The sequence below is a fragment of the Neisseria sp. P0009.S007 genome (genome assembly GCF_051962515.1).
In genome coordinates this window covers 6,183-22,270 of the sequence record NZ_JBQCVF010000026.1, presented here as the reverse complement: position 1 = coordinate 22,270, position 16,088 = coordinate 6,183, and the positions used below count along the sequence as shown (strand labels likewise).

Annotated in this window: 14 protein-coding genes; 3 read left to right on the top strand and 11 right to left on the bottom strand. The window is 50.3% G+C overall.

What is annotated here, in order from left to right:
• The 4 genes from ACTHS3_RS04410 to ampD all read right to left on the bottom strand — a co-directional run.
• Positions 1-155 (bottom strand): sugar phosphate nucleotidyltransferase (locus ACTHS3_RS04410; RefSeq protein ID WP_440367237.1); only part of this gene is annotated, 155 nt, incomplete at its 3' end.
• A 127-nt stretch (positions 156-282) separates the two neighbouring features.
• Positions 283-2,751, bottom strand: coding sequence for an NAD-dependent DNA ligase LigA (gene ligA, locus ACTHS3_RS04405; RefSeq protein WP_440367233.1), 2,469 nt, complete (start codon positions 2,749-2,751; stop codon positions 283-285).
• Between the two features lie 139 nt (positions 2,752-2,890).
• A complete protein-coding gene (locus ACTHS3_RS04400; protein ID WP_004520113.1) occupies positions 2,891-4,159 on the bottom strand; it encodes a cell division protein ZipA C-terminal FtsZ-binding domain-containing protein in 1,269 nt (422 codons plus the stop codon).
• A gap of 175 nt (positions 4,160-4,334) precedes the next feature.
• Complete coding sequence (ampD, locus tag ACTHS3_RS04395; protein WP_039862241.1) at positions 4,335-4,901, bottom strand: 1,6-anhydro-N-acetylmuramyl-L-alanine amidase AmpD; 567 nt, start codon at positions 4,899-4,901, stop codon at positions 4,335-4,337.
• 115 nt (positions 4,902-5,016) lie between these two features.
• Between ampD and mltG the strand changes: the two genes are divergently transcribed.
• From mltG to ACTHS3_RS04380, 3 genes are all read left to right on the top strand, one after another.
• On the top strand, positions 5,017-6,012 hold the full coding sequence (mltG, locus tag ACTHS3_RS04390) for an endolytic transglycosylase MltG (protein WP_070625465.1): 996 nt from the start codon (positions 5,017-5,019) through the stop codon (positions 6,010-6,012).
• Between the two features lie 67 nt (positions 6,013-6,079).
• A complete protein-coding gene (tmk, locus tag ACTHS3_RS04385; protein ID WP_004520117.1) occupies positions 6,080-6,706 on the top strand; it encodes a dTMP kinase in 627 nt (208 codons plus the stop codon).
• Positions 6,707-6,969: 263 nt separating this feature from the next.
• Positions 6,970-8,250 carry a malic enzyme-like NAD(P)-binding protein gene (locus ACTHS3_RS04380; RefSeq protein WP_004520118.1) on the top strand — a complete coding sequence of 427 codons (1,281 nt, stop codon included), beginning with the start codon at positions 6,970-6,972 and terminating at the stop codon, positions 8,248-8,250.
• A 301-nt stretch (positions 8,251-8,551) separates the two neighbouring features.
• On the opposite strand, the gene ACTHS3_RS04375 is transcribed toward ACTHS3_RS04380, so the two are convergent.
• From ACTHS3_RS04375 to ACTHS3_RS04345, 7 genes are all read right to left on the bottom strand, one after another.
• Entirely contained in the window at positions 8,552-9,895 is a 1,344-nt protein-coding gene (locus tag ACTHS3_RS04375) for an aldehyde dehydrogenase family protein (RefSeq protein WP_004520121.1), read from the bottom strand.
• A 79-nt stretch (positions 9,896-9,974) separates the two neighbouring features.
• Positions 9,975-10,634, bottom strand: a complete 660-nt coding sequence (locus ACTHS3_RS04370; protein WP_070625463.1) for a MarC family protein — start codon at positions 10,632-10,634, stop codon at positions 9,975-9,977.
• Between the two features lies 1 nt (position 10,635).
• Positions 10,636-11,787: a rod shape-determining protein RodA gene (gene rodA / locus ACTHS3_RS04365; protein WP_070625461.1), complete on the bottom strand. Its 1,152-nt coding sequence runs from the start codon at positions 11,785-11,787 to the stop codon at positions 10,636-10,638.
• Positions 11,780-13,828: a penicillin-binding protein 2 gene (gene mrdA, locus ACTHS3_RS04360; protein ID WP_070625459.1), complete on the bottom strand. Its 2,049-nt coding sequence runs from the start codon at positions 13,826-13,828 to the stop codon at positions 11,780-11,782. Before mrdA ends, rodA begins: the two co-directional genes overlap by 8 nt.
• A 4-nt stretch (positions 13,829-13,832) precedes the next feature.
• Complete coding sequence (mreD, locus tag ACTHS3_RS04355) at positions 13,833-14,333, bottom strand: rod shape-determining protein MreD (RefSeq protein ID WP_070625457.1); 501 nt, start codon at positions 14,331-14,333, stop codon at positions 13,833-13,835.
• A gap of 4 nt (positions 14,334-14,337) precedes the next feature.
• Positions 14,338-15,180 carry a rod shape-determining protein MreC gene (mreC, locus tag ACTHS3_RS04350; protein ID WP_070625455.1) on the bottom strand — a complete coding sequence of 281 codons (843 nt, stop codon included), beginning with the start codon at positions 15,178-15,180 and terminating at the stop codon, positions 14,338-14,340.
• Positions 15,181-15,191: 11 nt separating this feature from the next.
• Positions 15,192-16,088: rod shape-determining protein (locus tag ACTHS3_RS04345; protein WP_440367231.1), on the bottom strand; the 897-nt coding region annotated here is incomplete at its 5' end.

The window sequence follows — 16,088 nt, the reverse complement described above, 5'->3', positions numbered from 1 at the left end:
TCAGTACAGCCGGCTTCAACCGCTTCTTCAACTGCATATTGAATCAGAGGTTTGTCCACGATAGGCAGCATTTCTTTGGGGCTGGCTTTGGTTGCAGGCAAGAAACGAGTGCCCATACCGGCAACGGGAAAGACGCATTTTTTAATGGGTTTCATATTATTATCCTATTTTAACTGTGGGTTTATACCCCAAAAAGTGTAAAGATGTAGTCGCATGTAACAATAATACCACATGATAAAGTATCGGGCGGTTTGAAAAGGAGGATTGGTCATAGATACTGTCTTATCCCAGCAACGTCAGTAATTCTTCTTCGGTTAATACGGCCACGCCCAAAGTTTGGGCTTTTTCCAATTTACTGCCTGCGGCTTCTCCGGCGACAACGTAGTCGGTTTTTTTGGATACGCTGCCGGAAACTTTACCGCCTGCAGCCTCAATCATGGCTTGGGCTTGGTCGCGTTTGAGTGTAGGTAAAGTCCCTGTTAATACAAAGGTTTTACCTGCTATGGTCTCATTGATGCCGTCTGAAATAGTTTCATCTTGAAGCTTAGACAGTGTTTGAGCAAAGAAAGTTTTCATATTTTCAAGCAGGGCTGCGTTTTGCGGTTTACTGCGCCATGTTTGCCAATCGGCAGGTAACGCTTTGTCGCTTTGCAAACCTTCTATGCTTTGTCCGGCGAGTTCCCACAAGGCCAGCGCTTTGGTTTCGCTGATTTTAAAATCGGGCAGGCGGGCAATCCAGCGTTGCGGCTCGGCATGGAGCAACGGCGGGATAGTGACAGCCTGGCTTTGCGGGGCAACACCTACAGCCAGTAGCTCGTCGATCATCGCCTGTTGCGCTTCTTGGGCAAAAAAGTGGGCGATGGAGTGGGCAACCACCGTACCGATATCGGGCAGGCAGGCGAGGATGGGTTCGGGTGCATGGCGGACGTGTTCCAGTGTACCGAATGCCTGTGCCAGCGTTTTGGCGGTGCGTTCGCCGACGTGACGGATGCCGAGGGCAAAAAGGAAGCGGGCAAGTTCAGGCGTTTTGCTGGCTTCTATGCCTGCAAGGATGTTTTCCGCCCATTTGGTCGGTTGTTTTTTATTGTTTTTGGCAAGCAGAGTATTGTCGGTCTCGCCTTCAAAGTTTTCAATCTCACCGTTTGATGGTTCTTCTTCATTAGCCGATGCTTTATCCGCTGTTTCCTTCATTTTTTGCAGGGTTGGAATATCGAGGCGGTAGAGGTCGGCGAAATGACGAACCAAATCTTGTGCTACCAGTTGCTCGATTTGTTTTTGTCCAAGTCCGTCGATGTCCATGGCTTTGCGTGAGGCAAAGTGGATTAAACCTTGCGCACGTTGTGCTTGGCAAAGCATGCCGCCGCTGCATCGGGCAACCGCTTCGCCTTCTTCGCGTTCGATTTCGCTGTGACAGATAGGGCAATGGGTGGGCAGGTGGTAAGGTTTGTGAAGCGGTTCGGAGCGGGTTTCAGAAGGTGTTTCGGCAAACAAATCGTCTTGCAGGCCGTCTGAAACAGCAATGTTGGTCTCCTGCATTGGGCGGCGTTCAAAAATCACGCGCACTACCTCGGGAATCACGTCTCCGGCGCGGCGTACGACAACTGTGTCGCCAACGCGTACGTCTTTTCGAGATACTTCGTCCTGATTGTGCAGGGTGGCGTTGGTAACGGTAACGCCGCCGACGAATACAGGTTGTAGGCGGGCGACGGGGGTTACTGCGCCGGTGCGCCCGATTTGTACATCAATGGCTTCGACAATGGTCAATGCTTCTTCGGCAGGGAATTTGTGGGCAATGGCCCAGCGCGGCGCGCGTGAGATGAAACCCAGTTTTTCTTGTTGCGCCAAGCTGTTGACTTTGACCACCATGCCGTCGATTTCATAAGGCAAAGTAGGGCGTTTTTGTTGCATTTTCTCGTAAAACGCTAATACTTCATTGATATTTGGGAAACAGCCGAAATTACCATCGGGCAGGCTGAAGCCAAGCTCTTTACAGTAGCCCAGCTCTTGCAGGTGTTCTTCTGCGATAAAACCGCCTTGCTGTCGGGCGATGGAATAGGGGAAGAAATGCAGTTTGCGCTGTGCAGTAATGCGCGAATCGAGTTGACGCAGACTGCCGGCAGCGGCATTGCGTGGATTGGCGAAAGGTTTTTGTCCGTTTTCAGCCTGTCGTGCGTTTAAGGCGGCAAAATCGGCTTTGAGCATCAGTACTTCGCCGCGTATCTCGATAAGCTCGGGAATGTTTTCTCCATACAGGCGCAGGGGGATGTTGGATACGGTTTTGACGTTTTGGGTAACGTCTTCGCCTGTTGTGCCGTCGCCACGGGTTGCCGCTTGAGTCAATACGCCGTCGCGGTACAGCAGGCTGATGGCCAGACCGTCAAATTTAGGCTCGATAACGTATTCCGGTTTTTCTCCATTTAAACCGCCACGAACGCGCTCATCAAAAGCGTACATTTCGGCATGGTCAAACACGCCGTTTTCGTCTTGTGGCGAAAAGGCGTTGGTCAGTGACAGCATAGGCACTTCGTGGCGCACTTCATCAAAGCCTGCCAAAGGCTCGCCACCGACGCGCTGGGTTGGGCTATCGGGCAGTTTCAACTCAGGGTGATTCAACTCCAATGCTTCGAGCTCGCGGAACAATTTATCGTATTCGGCATCGGGTACGCTGGGCGCGTCTAGGGTGTAATATTCGTAGGCGTAGCGGTTGAGGAGGTCGGTCAGGTATTTGATACGTTGTGCGGTCGGATTCATGAGCAATCGAAATAGAGTTTTCAGACGGCCTGATGATAGAGAGGCCGTCTGAAAATCGATGAATATTGAAGATGAAGGGATTTTACCTGAAAAAAAGCGGATATGCCGTCATTGCATATCCGCTTTTTGATTGGGGAAGTTAAGAGAACAGGCGCAGGGCTTGTTTGCTGCCGGGTTTGATGCCGACTTTAAGCATTTCTTCCTGACGGGCTAAAACGTAGTTGCGTACGTCTTTGAGCCATTGGGTGGAAACTTCTTCCATTTGGTCGTTAACCAAATCTAAGCTGAGTTGGCCGGAGAGTTTGACAGCCAAGTCCATAAATTTGTCGAAAGTTTTTTCGCCGGCAGGAACATGCGGAATATCCAACAGCATGCTGAAGCCGCGGTAGGCTTGGTTGTCCAACAGAGGATTGGTAAACGGTTTGTTGTCCAAAGTATGGATGGAGAACAATTGAGGGTTGTTGTTGTCGCCGAAGTGGAACGCGCCGTCTTCACCCAGTTTGAAACCGGTTTCTTCCACGGCGGCACGCAATTCTACGCCGCTGATGTTGGAATGGGAAACCAAGTGAATGGCGATGGTTTGGTCAACACGCGCACAGAATTGGTCGAGAGCTTGTGCGACTTCGGTGAACGCATCCAAGTCGGTATGCAAAACTTTGCCGTCCATCAGTTGGGCAAAAGCATCAACCTGTTGGTCGAAGTGTTGCAGCTCTTCACGCGCTGCCAAACCGTTGCGGCTGACAGCTTGCAAGCCTATGACGAAGCCTTGGTAGTAAACGCCCGGAATCGGCTCGGCAACGCGGAAATGGTCGTCCATAGTGCAACCGATGATTTGGAAGCGGTGTGTGCCGGAAAGGCGCGGCAGGGCGTGCAATTCTTGGGCTTGTTTCAGGGAGATGTAGGCCATGTAGTCGAAGCGCGGGTCAAACCAAGGCAACTCGACTTGCGACAATTCGTCCAAGCTAATCAATGGTACTTGTACCACAGGTTCGGAAGCGGTTTCAACCGGAGCAGAAGCGGCTTCGGCAGGGCTAATGGTAATTTCGTTGTTTAAGCCGATAACAGTGTGTTGGATTTTTTCTTCTGCGGAAAAGTCGTCTTCCACAGTCAATTCGACATCGGTTTTAAGTTGGGCAGGATGAGCCAGTTTGGCTTTTGCCGCGTAGATTTCATCTTGCTCTTGCAGGTTGCGTAATGCCTCTTCGGTTTTTTTGTTTTTCTTGATAAACAAACCTTGGCCGCCAGTTTCTTTGCTGTCGCGGACGTGCTTGGTTTTGCTGGTCAAAAGCGCATCCTTATCGGAATGGCCGAATTGTTCGCGCACTTGTTTGCGGTATTGGTTTTCCTGGTACATGTTGTAACCGATGACCGCCAAAAGAGCGGCGAGGGCTAAGACGATGAAAATCATGGAGTAATCACTTTTTAAAAAGGCAGCATTCCGTCTTTTTCAGGGTGCGGAATCTTGCTGCATGGGAAGTTCGTTGGAGCCGGACTTTATGCGTCCGAATGAATAGCTGAATTATAACGAAAATAAACGGTTGTGACAGCATTATGTCTGCCAATCATTTCAGGCCGTCTGAAAGTTATCCGCGCCGGATGGGGAAACCTGCTTTTTGAAGGCGTGGCCAATCGAAGAAATGCCCAGGATCGGTTTTCCTGTCCGGCGCGATGTCTTGATGGCCGGTAACGGCCTGAATCGGGTAATGCTCGGAAATGGCGGTCAGCAAGGCTTGTAGGCTGGTGTATTGTGCTTCGGTAAAAGGCTCGAAATCGCAGCCTTCCAATTCGATACCGATGGAAAAGGCATTGCATTTTTCTCTGCCTTGAAACGACGATACGCCGGCATGATAGGCCATGTCGTCGCAGGAAACGAATTGGACGGTTTCGCCCTTACGGCTGATGAAAAAATGGCTGGAGACGCGCAAGGTGTGGATGATGCTGAAAAAAGGATGCTCGTTAGGGTTGATTTGGTTGGTAAACAATTTTTCCACTGCCCCTGTGTTGTACTCAAAAGGAGGGAGGGAAATATTGTGGAGGACAACCAATGAGACGTTTTCATCCGGTTCGCGCGGGCTGAAATTGGGCGAATGAGTTTGGCGTGCATTCAGCCAACGGCCGTTTTGCCAAGTGTTTTTTGAAGGGGAATTCATGGTTTCAGACGGCCTTTCGGGATAGGAAAACATACGTTGGGGAAGGTGGCAGGCTTAATGTGCTTGTTTTCGGTTATACTGTTGCCCGACACGTTCACAAACCAAGAATCCTACCATGTTGAAAAAATTGTTGAAATGGCTGGCCGTATTTTTGACGGCATTTGCCGCCGTGGTTGCCGCATTGTTGTTTGTTCCGAAAGACAACGGCAAACCATATCGTATTACCATTACCAAAAACCAAGGTATCTCTTCCGTCAGTCGCAAACTGGCTCAAGACGGCATCGTTTATAACCGTTATGTGCTGGTAGCCGCCGCATATGTGATGGGCGTACACAACCAACTTAATGCCGGTTCTTACCGCCTGTCTGCCAAAGTATCGGCTTGGGACATTTTAAAACGCATTAAAAAAGGCCGTCCTGACTCGGTCAGCGTGCAAATTTTGGAAGGCGCACGTTTTGCCCAAATGCGCCGTATTATCGACAACACTGCCGATATTGCCCACGATACGCGCGGTTGGAGCGATGAAAAACTGATGGCCGAAGTGGCGCCCGACGCCTTGAGCAATAATCCTGAAGGACAGTTTTTCCCAGATAGTTACGAAATTGATGCCGGTGGCAGCGATCTTCAAATTTACAAAATCGCCTACCGTAAGATGCGGGAAAACCTGCAAGAAGCATGGGACGACCGTCAAAGCGGCCTGCCTTATAAAAATCCGTACGAAATGCTGATTATGGCGAGTCTGATTGAAAAAGAAACCGCACACGAAGACGACCGCGCCCATGTGGCTGCCGTATTCGTCAACCGCCTGAATATCGGCATGCGCCTGCAAACCGACCCGACCGTTATCTATGGCATGGGCGATGCGTATAAAGGCAGAATCCGCAAAGCCGACCTGCAACGCGATACGCCTTACAATACCTATACGCGCAGCGGTTTGACGCCGACGCCGATTGCGCTTCCCGGCAAGGCCGCGCTTGAAGCAGCGGGTCATCCGTCTGATGAAAAATATCTGTATTTCGTCTCAAAAATGGATGGTACGGGCTTGAGCGAGTTCAGCCACAATCTTTCTGAACACAACGCTGCCGTGCGCAAATATATTTTGAAGAAATAAACCGAATAGGCCGTCTGAAACATTTATAATCCCAGTTTCAGACGGCCTTTAAATTGACGATATCCATATGAAACCTAGATTTATTACCCTTGACGGCATAGACGGCGCAGGCAAGTCCACCAACCTCGCAGTAATGAAAGCATGGTTTGAGAAACACCAACTGCCCGTATTGTTTACGCGCGAACCGGGGGGTACTCCGGCCGGAGAAGCATTGCGTGAAATCCTGCTCAACCCTGCCACCCAAGTCGGCCTGCGTACCGAAACCCTGCTGATGTTTGCAGCCAGGCAGCAACACTTGGAAACAGTCATTCTGCCTGCCCTGAAAAACGGCACGCATGTCGTTTCCGACCGCTTTACCGATGCAACGTTTGCCTATCAAGGCGGTGGACGCGGTGTTCCCTTGCAAGATATTGCCACGCTTGAGCATTGGGTGCAGGGCGATTTCCGTCCAGATTTAACTTTGCTGTTGGATGTGCCTTTGGAAGTATCGATGGCGCGCATCAACCAAACGCGTGAGAAAGACCGCTTTGAACAAGAAGAAGCCGAGTTTTTCAATCGGGTGCGCGAAGTGTATCTGCAACGTGCTAACGAACAGCCGGAACGCTATGCCGTCATCGACAGCAGCCAAAGTCTGGACGCGGTAAAAAATCAGATTGAAACCGCGCTGGACAGTCATTTTGGATTGAATGTTTAAGTTTAAATAAAATGCCGTCTGAAAGAAGGGTAGTGTGGCGAAGAAATATTATTACAGAAGTTTTTAGACATAAAACCAAATAAAACGAAATATCAAAACAAATGTAATAAATATCGGTATGCGTCACCAAAAGAACATGATAAAATTACGGTCCCTTACAAAGCCGGACTGTTAACAACCCGACTTTAGAAAATTTAAACGTCTGAAGCAGCCTGTTTCAGACTTATTCGCTGTAAAATCTCTCTCGCAAACAGGATCGATAAATGGAAAATTCATTAAAAGAAGCCGCCCTGCAGTTCCACGAATTCCCCGTGCCGGGCAAAATCTCCGTTACCCCAACCAAATCTCTGGCCACGTCTAAAGATTTGGCGTTGGCGTACTCTCCGGGCGTAGCCGCTCCTTGTATGGAAATCCATGCCGATCCGCAAACTGCCTACAAATACACTGCCAAAGGCAATTTGGTTGCCGTGATTTCCAACGGTACCGCAGTGTTGGGTTTGGGCAACATCGGCGCATTGGCCGGTAAACCTGTAATGGAAGGCAAAGGCGTATTGTTCAAAAAATTCGCCGGTGTTGATGTATTCGACATCGAAATCGATGAAAAAGACCCTCAAAAATTGGTAGACATCATCGCTTCTTTGGAACCGACTTTCGGCGGTATCAACCTCGAAGACATCAAAGCGCCTGAGTGCTTCTACATCGAACGCGAATTGCGCAAACGTTGCAAAATCCCCGTATTCCACGACGACCAACACGGTACTGCCATCATTACCGCTGCCGCTGTACTGAACGCTTTGCGTTATACCGGCCGCAAAATTGAAGAAGCGACTTTGGTGTGCTCCGGCGCAGGTGCGGCCGCGATTGCCTGCTTGAACCAATTGCTGGATTTGGGTTTGAAACGCGAAAACGTGACCGTTTGCGACTCCAAAGGCGTGATTTACAAAACCCGCGAAGACAAAGACCGTATGGACGAGTCCAAACAGTTCTACGCCATCGAAGACAACGGTCAACGCGTATTGGCTGATGCCGTTAAAGGTAAAGACATCTTCTTGGGTCTGTCCGGCGCAAACCTGCTGACGCCTGAAATGCTGAACACCATGAACGAAAAACCAATCGTGTTCGCCATGGCAAACCCGAATCCGGAAATCCTGCCTCCATTGGCAAAAGAAACCCGTCCGGATGTGGTCATCGGTACCGGCCGTTCAGACTTCCCGAACCAAGTGAACAACGTATTGTGCTTCCCATTCATCTTCCGTGGCGCATTGGATGTCGGCGCGACCACCATCAACGAAGAAATGAAACGCGCCTGCGTGTATGCACTGGCTGACTTGGCAATGGAAGAGGTAACTGAAGAAGTGGTTGCCGCTTACGGTAAGAAATTTGAATTCGGTGCGGAATACCTGATTCCTACCCCATTCGATTCCCGCCTGTTGCCTCGCGTTGCTACAGCTACTGCTAAAGCAGCAATGGAAAGCGGCGTGGCTACCCGTCCAATCGCTGATTTGGATGCGTATGCTGCTAAACTGGCCGGTTTGAAATTGTAATCCGGTAAGTAGTATTTGATTGAAAATGCTGTCTGAAAGTTGTATTTCAGACGGTATTTTTGTTTATTGGGTATTTTATAGAGGGTTTAATGAAACGGTTGGAATGATGAACATGGTAAGCTGCCGATTCAAAATAGGCGTGGAAATATGAATTGCTTTCTAAAATAGGTTTCTTATTTTTGAGCCGCTTTGATTTTGCAGAATTTGTATGGGATTAAATACAATATTTTTGCCAGCTTTTTAAACAACATCAGGCCGTCTGAAATCGGGTTTTTCAGACGGCCTGAGTTAATGAAACGGTTTATTTTTGCCAATAGGTTTTGACGTTGACGAACTCGTACAGCCCGAATTCTGATAGCTCGCGTCCATAGCCTGAAGCTTTGACGCCGCCAAAGGGGAGGCGCAGGTCGCTGCTGGTGTGACGGTTGATAAAGACAGAGCCTGCTTGGATTTTTTCGGCGTATTGCCATGCGTTTGCCGTGTCGGCTGTGTAGATACAGGCGCCGAGGCCGAAAGGTGTGTCATTGGCAAGTGCGACGGCATGATCCGGATTGTCGGCGCGTAAGATCATGGCAACCGGGCCGAAGACTTCTTCGTGCCAAACGCGGCAGTTTGGATTGACTTGATCCAATACCGTGGCAGGGTAAAACCAGCTTTCTCCCTCAGGGATATAGCCGCCGCTTAAGCATTGCGCACCGTGTGTAACCGCATCTTCAACCTGCTCGTGTACGGTTTGACGCAGGTCTTGGCGGTGAAGTGGGGCAAGGGTGGTGTTCGGATCTTTGGGATTGCCGGTTTGCAGTTTGGCGCACTCGGCAAGGAAGAGTGGGATAAATTGTTCGGCAATATCTTGGGTAACAACGATGCGTTTAGCGGCATTGCAGGATTGTCCGGCATCGCGAAAGCGCGAATAGCAGGCATCGATGGCTGCGCGTTGCAGATCGGCGTCGGGTAGGATGATAAACGGATTGCTGCCGCCCAATTCAAGGACGTTTTTTTTCAGATGTCTGCCTGCATGTGCGGCCAGCAAGCGGCCGGTATGGGTCGAACCGGTAAATGCCATGGCATCGGTATCTTTAATGGCTTTAAGCGTGTCTTCATGGTTTAACCATGCGCCGATAAGCGGCAAACCTTTGGGGATGAGGCTGAAGAGGGTTTCGCTGACGCGGGCGACACTGGGCGCAGGTTTGACCGCGCAGGCATTGCCGGCGCACAGGGCAGGGATGGCAAATCGTAAAATCTGCCAAACAGGATAGTTCCACGGCATGACTGCCAAAACAACGCCCAAAGGCTCGAAACGGACTTGGCTGAGGCTGGCTTGGGTGGCGATGGTTTTATGGGCAAGCAGTTCGGGGGCAAGACGGACGTAGTAGCGGATAAGCTCGATGGATTTATTGATTTCGGCACGGCATTCGTGCAGGCAGCGTCCGACTTCTTCGCAAACCATTTCGGCGAGGCGTTCTTGGTTTTGGGTAAGGCTGTCGGCAAATTGCTGTAAGAGGGCGGTGCGCTCGGTAATGCTTGATTGAGCGAAGGTTTGCTGAAGGGTTTGGAGGCGGTTTAATTCGTCGGTAAATTCAGTGTAGTTTTGTGCCGGTCGGCGGCAAATGGTTTCACCGGTAAAGACATGGGTGCTGTGAAACATGGTTGGCTCCTTTGTTTTTATGTTTTTATGAGGCCGTCTGAAAATGTTTCAGACGGCCTTTTATTGTGATAATTGTACTTCAAGCGACCAGTTGGGGAAAAATAGATTTTAAGCCGGCAACAATAATCTCTACGGAAATGGCAGCAAGCATCATGCCCATGATACGGTTGAGGATGGTCAGGCCGGTCGTGCCCAAGCGTTTACTGATGCGTCCGGCAACGATCAGGATGAGATAGCAAATCAGGCTGACCAGAAAGCCGGAGATGATAATTAGGGCAATATCGCTGTAATTTTTGGCGGCAGAGGAGTAAATAATGACGGTAGAGATACCGCCGGGGCCGATGGTAATCGGAATGGCAATGGGTACGACGGCAATGGCTTTTTCATTGCGGCGGACTTGTTGCGCACTTTGATGTTCTTCTGAATGGGAATCAATTTTGGGTTTGGCAGGATTATCGTTGCCGTTCATTAAGGAGATGGCAATCAGCAAAACCAGAATACCGCCGCCGACTTGGAAAGAGCCGACGCTGATACCGAGTACTTTCAACAAGATACCGCCGCCCAGCGCAAAGACGACAATCACGATGAAAACGGCTAGTGCGGCAGTACGCGCAATTCTGCGTTTTTCTTTGGTGCTGTGGTCTTGCGTCAGGTCAAGATAAATCGAGAGTGCGCTGAAGGGGTTGATCAGTACAAGAAGTGCAACGAGAAGTTTGCCGATTTCTACACCCAGTTCCATATCATTTCTCGCTTTCAGTTAGTTCATCATTATCCATATTACGACGGCGGAGGTTTTTGTGTTCGTTGGCAATACCCATCAACAGGGCGAGCACCACCATGATGGAAAGCGTAGCCGTACCGCCGTAGCTGACCAAGGGGAGGGGGACGCCGACAACGGGCAAAATACCGCTGACCATGCCCATGTTTACAAAGGCATAGCAGAAAAAGGTCATGGTCAATGCGCCTGCCAGAGTACGGCTGTAAAGGGATTGAGCTTGCGCGGCAATCCACAATCCGCGTGCCAAAATGATAAGGTAAACCAGCAGTAAAAGGATATTGCCAATCAGGCCGAATTCTTCGCCGAATACTGCGAAAATAAAGTCAGTCGTTGATTCGGGAATATAGTCCAAATGGGTTTGCGTACCGTTGAGCCAGCCTTTACCCCATACGCCGCCCGAGCCGATGGCAATCATGGATTGGATGATGTGGTAGCCTGCGCCTAACGGGTCTTTGGTTGGGTCGAGTAGAGTGAGAACGCGGGTTTTCTGGTAGTCGTGCATGCCGTAATTCCACAAGAGCGGCAAAGCGGCCACAAAGGCAATAATGGCGGCAAAAATAGCCTTCCAAGGCAATCCGGCAAAGAAGATGACAAAAATACCCGAAGCCATAATCAGTGCTGCCGTACCGAGGTCGGGCTGTTTCAAAATCAGGGCGACAGGAACAAGAATCAGCACGAGGGCGACAATATAATGTATCCATTTCAGACGGCCTTCATAGCGTTGGAAATACCACGCGACAGTCATGGGAATACCGATTTTCATGATTTCGGAAGGTTGGATACGGGTAAAGCCGAGACTCAGCCAACGGGTCGAGCCGTTGACGGTGACGCCGGCGACTTCAACGCCAATCAGCAGTAATACGCCGACAATGTAAATAGGCAGGGCGACTTTGGCAGCCGTTTGCGGCTTGAATACGGCGATAATCCATAAAAGGGCAAAGCCCAAAACGGTATGGATGGTTTTGTTTTCCAATTGGCCGAACTCTTGCCCGTCTGCAGAATAGAGCAGGAACAGGCTCATGATGTAGATGGCGAGCATGGCAGAAAACAGCCAAGGGTCAATCGGGGCCGCAATGGTGGATTTTAAATTTTTCCACGCTGATGTGTTATTCATGATGAACCTCCGGCTGTGAGGCAGGGCTTGTCGGCGTCAGTCCGTAGGCAGATTGGAAAATGCTGGTAATAGGCTGATGTTTGTCCGTTGTTGCAGTTTTGGCCGAATCTGATTCAAGGCCGTCTGAAAACTGTTGCGGCTTGACGTGAAGCATATAAAAATCAGTCATTTCACGAGCCAATGGTGCGGCATAAGCACCCCAGCCGCCATTTTCCAAAATAACGGCAATAGCGATTTCAGGTTTTTCCAATGGCGCAAACGAGATAAACCATGCATGGTCACGGTGTTGTTCGCGTAGGGCTGCGGCATTGTAGCGGCCGCCCTGTTTGATTTGTACGACTTGGGCCGTACCGGTTTTACCGCCCATCGTATAAGCGAGTCCGCCACCGATACGGTGCGCCGTACCACCCGGTTTCAATACCTTTTCCATTGCGCGTTTGACGTATTCGAAGTTATCGGCTTTGAACGGAATTTGACGCTCAGGATTGGGGTTGATACGGGTAATTTTGCGCGCGCCGAAATCCAATACTTCTTTGACCAAATGTGGCTGATGAACGACCCCGTTATTGGCCAGAGATGCTGTCGCATGTGCCATTTGCAAAGGCGTGTAGGCATTGTAGCCTTGGCCGATACTGACGGAAACCATCTCGCCGGCGCGCCATTCTTTGGCAGTCGGGTCGGAAGATTTGGCAAAGCGTTTGGCTTTCCATTCGCGGCTGGGCAAAACGCCTGTGTATTCGCTGGGCAGGTCAATGCCGGTTTTTTGGCCAAAACCGAATTGCGCCAGATACGGAGAGGCTTTATCAATACCCATCTCGTAACCCAAGCGGTAGAAGAAAGTATCTGAGGATACTTGAATGGCTTTGCTCAAGTTGGCCGAGCCGTGACCGCTGCGGACAGAGTCGCGGAAAATATGGCGGCTGCCAGGTATGCTCCATGCGCCGGGAGCGGAGACGATGGTGTTTTGAGTGATTTTGCCGCTTTCCAACAAAGCCATGCCCATAAAGGGTTTAAATGTAGAACCCGGCGGATAAAGGCCTTGGGTAACGCGGTTGATCAAAGGCTTTTTCCAATCGTCATTCAGCATTTTCCAAGTATCGCTGTCGATGCCGTCAATAAAGAGGTTGGGATTGAAGGAAGGTTTGGAAACAAAAGCCAAGACAGTACCGTCTTGCGGATTGATGGCCACCAATGCGCCACGGCGGTCGCCCAAGATGCGGTCGGCTTCCTGCTGCATACGGATATCCATGCCCAGGCGCAAGGTTTGCCCCATTTTGGACGGGACATTTTTCAATACGCGGACGATATTGCCGTAAGCGTCTTTTTCGACTTCCTGATAGCCTGGAATGCCATGAAGCTGGTGTTCGTAATATTTTTCCAAGCCGGATTTACCGATATGCGTACTGCCGCGATAGAGGGCGGTCAGGCCTTCTTCTTCCAGCATTTCTTTGTCTTTATCGCTAATACGGCCGATGTAGCCTAAGAAATGGGAAGTCAGTTTGCCGTAAGGATATTCGCGGAATGTGCGTGAGTTGACTTCTACGCCTTTGAATTCGCGCAGATGCATAGACAAGCGTGCAGCCTCTTCATCGGTCAGTCTGAGTTTGAGTGGGATATTTTCAAATTTTCTATAGCTTTCGCGGTATTTTTTGAAGCGTTTTAAATCTGTCGGCGTGATATCGACGTATTTTTTCAATGCTTCAATGATATCTTCCATCTTGCCTTCAATGCGGCTGGGAATAACTTCGAGCGAAAAGACAGGATAGTTTTTGGCTAAAGGAACGCCGTTGATATCGACGATTTCGCCACGTACGGGCGGCGTTGGAATCAGGGTGATGCGGTTGCTCGATGCTTGGCCGGAAAACTCATTGTGTTGAGTTACTTGCAGGTAGAAGAACCGCGCCAGTAAGATGGAAAAGAAGATGACAATCAGGACAAAAGCAACGAGCAGGCGCAATAAAGCATCGGCTTGTGCTGCCTGAGCAGAAGGTTTTTGGGTATGCTGGCCACCGGAAAGACGGCGTGGAAGAATCGGTTTCATCTTTTCAGTGGGAGCGGTAAATACGGGTCACAATCAGCATCAGCTGGCTGAGTATCGGCCAAAGCAGTGCGCCGACAAATGGGGCAACAAAGCCTTGCAAAGTGATGACCTGATGATTAAGGAACAAACGGGCAACAGTTAAGATGGCCTGATTGAGAAGCAGAGCAGCCAAGACAGCGGCCAATTGCATAATGTGGCCGTAGAGCATGATTTGGCGGCGGCGGTTTAAAATGAAATAAGTCATCACAACGTAAGACAGGGCGTGCAATCCCAAAGTCGCGGCGGTTGCGGCATCGACAATCAGACCGATGGCAAAAGCCAGTCCCATGCCTGCGCGTTGCGGTTGGTGCAATGTCCAATACAGCAACATCAGTGCCGTCATTTCAGGCAGCCAAAAGAATCCGTCAAAGGAAAACGGCATAAAGTCCAGTATCATCATCACAATGAGACTGGCCGCCATGATGTGCAGCGGTACTGCACGGTAAGAATCGTCAAAATCGTTCATGAAATCAGCGTGGGGAATAAGGGCTGGAAGAAAGTACCAAGACAAAACGGCTGCTGCGTAAAGCGGCCAAAGGCGTCAGTTGCGTATCGTAATAAGGTGTTCCCGATGCGCGGACAACCTTGCTGACGGTTGCAACGGGAATCCCCGCCGGATAAGTACCATCCAGGCCGGAAGTCAGCAGAATATCGCCGGGTTTCAAGTCCGAGCCGGTTGGGAAATAGCGCAAATCCAAACCGTTGCCATTGCCGTATGTCAAGTTGCGTTCGCCGGTGCGACTGACGGCTACGGGGACAATGCTTTGTCCGCTTGAGATCAGTTCAATTTCCGCGCTTTGTGTGTGAACTTGTGTCAACAGGCCAATCAAACCGCTTTGATCGATGACTGCATCGCCAACTTTCAAACCGTCTTGGCTGCCCTTGCCGATAATCAGTCTTTCGGAAAGCGGATCTTTGCCATTGGAAATGACTTCCGCACCGATAACGTTGTGAATGCCTTTTTGTTGCAAACCATACAGTTTTTTCAATTCGCGTAATTCATCGGTATTGACTTTATCCCGCTGCAAATCGATTTTCAGACGGCCATTTTCTTCTAAAAGCTGGCGGTTCTGTTCCAAGAGTTCGGATTTGGACTGGGAGAGGTCAGCAAAATATTGATAAAGTTGAACAGGTTGATTCGCCAGCCATTGAACAGGGTAGAGCATGGGCATTACTGCCGCACGCACCGGCTGCATCAATGAAAAGCGGTAATCTGCCACCATCAGGCCGGCAGCCAGAGCGATATAAACGACAAAACGAGGCAACAGCTTAGGGCCTTTTGCCTCGTCAAAGCGCAAAGAAGAGCGTTCCATAACCATCTACCTTATGGGTTTTCCGTAAATACGGTATCCCATTTGCCGATATAGTCCAAAGCCTTACCGGCACCATAGGCGACGCAGTTCAGAGGCTGGTCGGCAATACCGATGGGCAGGCCGGTTGCATCGGCCAAGACGGTATCGATACCGTGCAGAAGTGCACCGCCGCCGGTCAGCATAATGCCGCGGTCGGCTATGTCGCCGGCCAGTTCGGGCGGAGCTTGTTCCAAAGCCAGACGGACGGCGCGGATGATTTGATTTACCGTTTCACTCAATGCTTCACGGATTTCATTTGACGTAACCGCCAAGGATTTAGGCGTACCTTCGGCCAGGTCGCGGCCTTTAATGCGCATGGCTATTTCGGTTTCAAAGCCCGATGCAGAGCCGATTTGTTTCTTCAATTCTTCTGCCGTCGCTTCGCCGATTAAGACGCCGCGATGTCGGCGCAGGTAATGGATGATGCTTTTATCGAATTCATCGCCGGCTGCGCGGACAGAAGCAGAATAGGCCATACCGCCCAGTGAAAGAATGCCGATTTCAGTCGTACCGCCGCCAATATCGACAATCATCGAACCTGCCGCATCTTCAATCGGTAAGCCCACGCCCAAAGCGGCGGCCATCGGTTCTTCAATCAAATGCACGCTTGCCGCGCCGGCAGCAAACGCCGAATCCAAAATCGCTTTACGTTCCACTTGGGTAGAGCCGCCAGGAACACAGATAACCACACGGGGTGGAACCAAAGACCGTCCTTCGGTGGCTTTTTTAATCAACATACCCAGCATACGCTCGGTAATCACAAAATCGGCAATCACGCCGTCCCTCATCGGGCGGACGATTTCAATATTGCGCGGCGCACGGCCCTGCATTTTTTTGGCTTCCGTGCCCACGGCCATAATTTTACTTTT

Excerpts from the sequence above, each read along its gene's own strand:
- ACTHS3_RS04370 (WP_070625463.1), bottom strand. The coding sequence starts at position 10,634 with ATGGAACTGGGTGTAGAAATCGGCAAACTTCTCGTTGCACTTCTTGTA.
- ligA (WP_440367233.1), bottom strand. The coding sequence starts at position 2,751 with ATGAATCCGACCGCACAACGTATCAAATACCTGACCGACCTCCTCAAC.
- ACTHS3_RS04380 (WP_004520118.1), top strand. The coding sequence starts at position 6,970 with ATGGAAAATTCATTAAAAGAAGCCGCCCTGCAGTTCCACGAATTCCCC.
- ACTHS3_RS04375 (WP_004520121.1), bottom strand. The coding sequence starts at position 9,895 with ATGTTTCACAGCACCCATGTCTTTACCGGTGAAACCATTTGCCGCCGA.
- mreD (WP_070625457.1), bottom strand. The coding sequence starts at position 14,333 with ATGAACGATTTTGACGATTCTTACCGTGCAGTACCGCTGCACATCATG.
- mltG (WP_070625465.1), top strand. The coding sequence starts at position 5,017 with ATGTTGAAAAAATTGTTGAAATGGCTGGCCGTATTTTTGACGGCATTT.
- mrdA (WP_070625459.1), bottom strand. The coding sequence starts at position 13,828 with ATGAAACCGATTCTTCCACGCCGTCTTTCCGGTGGCCAGCATACCCAA.
- tmk (WP_004520117.1), top strand. The coding sequence starts at position 6,080 with ATGAAACCTAGATTTATTACCCTTGACGGCATAGACGGCGCAGGCAAG.
- mreC (WP_070625455.1), bottom strand. The coding sequence starts at position 15,180 with ATGGAACGCTCTTCTTTGCGCTTTGACGAGGCAAAAGGCCCTAAGCTG.
- ACTHS3_RS04400 (WP_004520113.1), bottom strand. The coding sequence starts at position 4,159 with ATGATTTTCATCGTCTTAGCCCTCGCCGCTCTTTTGGCGGTCATCGGT.
- ampD (WP_039862241.1), bottom strand. The coding sequence starts at position 4,901 with ATGAATTCCCCTTCAAAAAACACTTGGCAAAACGGCCGTTGGCTGAAT.
- rodA (WP_070625461.1), bottom strand. The coding sequence starts at position 11,787 with ATGAATAACACATCAGCGTGGAAAAATTTAAAATCCACCATTGCGGCC.